This is a genomic window from Marinobacter sp. UBA2498 (assembly GCF_002341575.1).
In the GTDB taxonomy this organism is placed as follows: domain Bacteria; phylum Pseudomonadota; class Gammaproteobacteria; order Pseudomonadales; family Oleiphilaceae; genus Marinobacter; species Marinobacter manganoxydans.
On record NZ_DDOI01000003.1, the window covers coordinates 1 to 4163 of the forward strand.

3 protein-coding genes and 1 pseudogene are annotated in these 4163 nt (G+C 53.4%); 1 reads left to right on the forward strand and 3 read right to left on the reverse strand.

Annotated elements, in window-relative coordinates; all coding sequences use genetic code 11:
• Positions 1-145 precede the first annotated feature (145 nt).
• On the forward strand, positions 146-1450 hold the full coding sequence (locus B2W52_RS00140) for an acetamidase/formamidase family protein (RefSeq protein WP_273070710.1): 1305 nt from the start codon (positions 146-148) through the stop codon (positions 1448-1450).
• A gap of 880 nt (positions 1451-2330) precedes the next feature.
• Here B2W52_RS00140 and B2W52_RS00145 read toward each other — a convergent pair.
• The 3 genes and pseudogenes from B2W52_RS00145 to B2W52_RS00155 form a co-directional block, all read right to left on the reverse strand.
• Positions 2331-2621, reverse strand: coding sequence for a hypothetical protein (locus tag B2W52_RS00145; RefSeq protein ID WP_273070707.1), 291 nt, complete (start codon positions 2619-2621; stop codon positions 2331-2333).
• A gap of 325 nt (positions 2622-2946) precedes the next feature.
• On the reverse strand, positions 2947-3687 hold the full coding sequence (gene istB, locus B2W52_RS00150) for an IS21-like element helper ATPase IstB (RefSeq protein ID WP_053112996.1): 741 nt from the start codon (positions 3685-3687) through the stop codon (positions 2947-2949).
• Positions 3674-4163 (reverse strand): annotated as a pseudogene (locus B2W52_RS00155) (IS21 family transposase); the annotation flags it as partial. The pseudogene B2W52_RS00155 and the gene istB, both read right to left, overlap by 14 nt.

Here is a 4163-nt window from a genome sequence, read left to right on the forward strand (position 1 = left end):
CCGGGATTAGTTGACCACTACAATAGTGCGCCAACCCTTCCATCTGTCCCGCGTCGAAGAATGGCCTTGATTTTGCTTTGTATATCCAACCGCTCGAAATTAAATAAATTATCGGGCTGTATAGCAAGCAACTTAGGAGTAACAAATGCTAAATCTGAACCGTTTGCTGCTGGCAGTTGCCATTGGCGCGACACTTTCATCTCAAGCATTTTCGCAGGACGAAGCGGAGCCCACTAATGAGAACTTTGTTGATGCTTTGTTAGTGGCTGAAGCCGACTTACCTCTCCAGCCCCTGGCAGACCAACCGACCAAGCTGACAATGCCAGGAATGAACGGAAGCCTTTTTTATGTTCCTTCAAACCCCGACACCATAAAGTGGGGATACCTGCCGAACCGTAGTGACAAGCCACTTATAGAAATTCCTTCCGGAGCTACAATTACTATCGATACCGTGTCCCACGAGGGTATTCTGGAAGATCAGGGACGAGACCCGGTGGCTTACTTCACTAGTAAGGGTGTGCCAGAGAATATGATCCTAAAGGACGCAATTGAAATTCCTGGGTCTGATATTAAACATGACTTTAAAGCAGATGGACCTCACATCGTTACTGGTCCAATCGCCGTGAAAGGAGCTAAGAAGGGCGACGTTCTGAAAGTGGAAATTCTCTCTATTACACCAAGAGTTCCCTATGGTGTTATCTCTAACCGCCACGGAAAGGGCGCTCTACCGGGAGAGTTTCCGGAAACAGAGAAGCCTTCTGAAAATGCCAGTGCCGACAATCCCGGTGACTACCATAATGTTTCTATTTTCACGCCAATCCGAAAGGCTGATGATGGTTCTTGGGAAGCCATCATGAAAACAGACGCGGGTACCGATGTTGTATTCCCAACAGCACCGTTCATGGGCGTTATGGGGGTGGCCGCCGATACAGAGGACGCCGTACATAGCGTTCCTCCTGATATCTATGGTGGCAATATCGATATCAACGATCTAGGTGTGGGATCCACCATATATCTTCCTGTGTTAGTAGACGGAGCAAACTTTTACACGGGTGATCCACATATGGCCCAAGGGGACGGCGAGGTTGCGCTGACCGCGTTAGAGCATAGCTTGCGCCCAACCTTTCGCCTCACTGTGCTGAAAAAAGGAGATGCTCAAATACCTTCCGCGTCCGGATCCCTCGAAAAGCCATTTGGGGAAACCCCTACGCACTGGGTTCCCATTGGGCTAGATAAGGACCTTGACGAAGCCATGAAGGATGCGGTGCGTGAGTCGATCCGCTTTTTGCATGAGGAGCTGGGAATGGATCGGGCGACGGCCTTGGCCTATTTGTCAGCTGCTACGGACTATGAAGTTTCGCAGGTTGTTGATGGGACCAAAGGCATACATGGATTGATTCGGAAATCGGATTTTAAAGAAGTTATGGAGAACGAGAAACAGCAGCAATAATACAGATAATGTCGGCCGGGTTAACGGATATTAAACCTCCGAGCGCGCTGCGCTACTGTCACCGGCCGACATTCTGTTTGACCAAATCTCACCATCAACGCGCCGTGGTATGCGAGGTCATCTTCATTCCTGTGATAGGCGGTGGGCAGCCAGGCAGCACAGATGCTTAGCCCTTTAGCCCGTACTTCTTGCTTAAACCGCTGAAGGGGTGCCTCCCATGCCAGGTGAAGCCTGCCAGAGGGGCGTCACCGACCACGGCACTAATCCTCAATAGGTAATTAGCTGGCGGCGGTGGTGGAGTGCCGGCCACGCCGGTTTTCCACCGCTTCCTGCAAGTCTCGCCGGTTCCCTGCGCTCAGCGTCCTCAGCACCAGGCCATCCTGAATCAGCAAATGGACCTTGGCCAAGTTCGTCAGGAGCGTTGAGTATTGGCCTTAGCCATAGGCGATGGCCAGCTCCCTCCCATAACAACGGAGCACGCAAGTGCACCCCGCCCGACAGACTTTGTGTGCCAAGGCATAGCGGATCTAGGTTTTAACTCCCCCTATGGGTCCGGTGATGAGTCCTTTCATCCAGCCTTGTTTCCGGTATTAATCCTTCACATGGTCCCGAATCAGCCTCAACGCTTCTTCCATGTGCTCAAAACGGTGGCTACCGCCAACTCACACGCATCATCATCCTGGCCCGGGCAAAAGCGCCCACACAGAGGCCGAATGTAGAGCTGCAGTCTCAAACCGCTTCGGAATCAAATGGCGTTGCTTGACCGCAGGGGGAGTCCATGTAGCTTTTGTTTAGCGGCGCACATGTAGCGCAGCGAAATGGGCGTCCGGTTTAGGGCCGAAGGCCCGGAACGAACTACAACAGCTGGTTATGTGATCTCTCATTTCTCACCCATGGCTATTGGTCTGAACAGCTCACCAGCACCTTCCAGAACTGTCCAGACAAGCAAACCAACGCCAACGCCGAGATACCAGGGACTGAGAAGCACAGCGGCAACCAACATGAACACGGCAGGTAAAATTGGCAGCTTCATAGCGCCCGAGGCAAGATTCATGATCAGATTTATGGTAGCAAGAACGACACCTAGCCACAGCAGCCAATGAACGCTCAGAAACCAGCCAATAACACCCACCAACGGCCCCGACAGGGTAAAGAGAGTAAATTGATTCATGCTTCCTTGCTCCTACACATAACAGCGGTTGGGCAACGCGCTTTACCATTGCAGAAATTTGACTGCCTCATTATTACTGACTTCGCACCATCAATCGCGCTGCACATAAATCGTTAAAACAATAGCTTAGCCGAGCATGGCTATCTCTGCCATGAAATCGTTCAGCGTCTGCAATTTGCTCAGCTAACCATACTGGACGAAATTGCTGTGATTAGCGTAGAGGCTCTGGAGGAAAACCCTGACTCCAACGTTCGCTTTTGTTTATGTCAATGGCCATTTATTTTGACCCACCTTTGGCCAATAAAATTGACCCACCTTTCATAGTCTATCTTGTGGCTTTTTGCTTCAGTCGATAGCTTTCTCCTCCCAACATAAAGATGTGCGAATGGTGGATGACCCGGTCAATGATCGGCACCGCCACGTTGTCGTCGTGGAAGAACTCGCCCCAACTGGTGAAGTCCTTGTTGGTGGTCAAGATGATCGACCGGTATTCGTACAGGCTGTTGATCAACTGGAACAGATTGTAGCGGGCCTGCCGGGTCATGGGCAGGTAACCTAGCTCATCAATGATCAGCAGGTCGTATTTGGCCAGGGCGCTGACCCGTTTTTTCAGCTCACCCTTCATCTCGGCCAGTTCCAGCTCTTCCACCAGATCCAGGGCATTGCGGAACAATACCCGGTAACCAGCTTCCACTGCCTTGTGGCCAATACCGATGGCCAGGTGGGTCTTGCCCACACCCGGCGGGCCAATGAACACCAGGTTGTTCCGTTCGTCGAGGAACTGGAAGTCCAGCAAGGCGTTCACCTGGCGTTTATTAATGGTGGTCTGGTGCCGGTAGTCGAAGCCCTCAAGGCGCTTCTCGGCGGGGAACGCGGCCATCTTCCGATTCCGGTGGATGCGCTTGTCCTGCCGTTGAACCAGTTCGTGTTCGGCAAGCCGATCCGCGAAGCTGAGATAGGACATCTCGTTGGCTTCTGCCTCGGCCAGCAGGTTGATTAGTTCATCGGCGGCTGCGCTCAGGCGCAGGCTGCGGTAACGGGCTACAGTCTGTTCAAGCTGGCTCATGGGTCACCCCCTGGCCACTGGAGCGGCCAAGACGCTGGTAGGCGCTCAGATCCAATGCCTGCTTGGGTTCCGGTAACGATTCCGGCTGTCGCTCCCGCAGAACGGCCGCCTGGGCTGCTTCCAGGTAGTTTTGCAGTCGTGTGGCCGTCATGCCGGGGCGTTCTGCCAGCGCTGTGATCAACTCTGGATCCACCGGCGCATGGCGCTTGAGCAGGTCACGGGCAGCCACCAACTGATCCTTGTAGATCTTGGGCTCGGAGCGCTTGAGCTGCTGACACAACCGGTGCCCGGTCTCGTCGCTGATCAGGGCGTTGATGCCAGCTTCCAGCTTGTTCACGCGCTGGGCATGATCCCGGTAGTGATGGGTGTTCTTGATCACCTTGCCCTTGTCGGCGCACAGCGCATGACTGGCAATGACTTCGCCCGTGTTCAGGTCGCTGATATGGAGTTGACTGCCGGACTCCAGAACGCCCACC

What these genes read in the sequence shown, in the direction of transcription:
- B2W52_RS00140 (WP_273070710.1), top strand. Translation starts at nt 146, where the DNA reads ATGCTAAATCTGAACCGTTTGCTGCTGGCAGTTGCCATTGGCGCGACA.
- B2W52_RS00145 (WP_273070707.1), bottom strand. Translation starts at nt 2,621, where the DNA reads ATGAATCAATTTACTCTCTTTACCCTGTCGGGGCCGTTGGTGGGTGTT.
- istB (WP_053112996.1), bottom strand. Translation starts at nt 3,687, where the DNA reads ATGAGCCAGCTTGAACAGACTGTAGCCCGTTACCGCAGCCTGCGCCTG.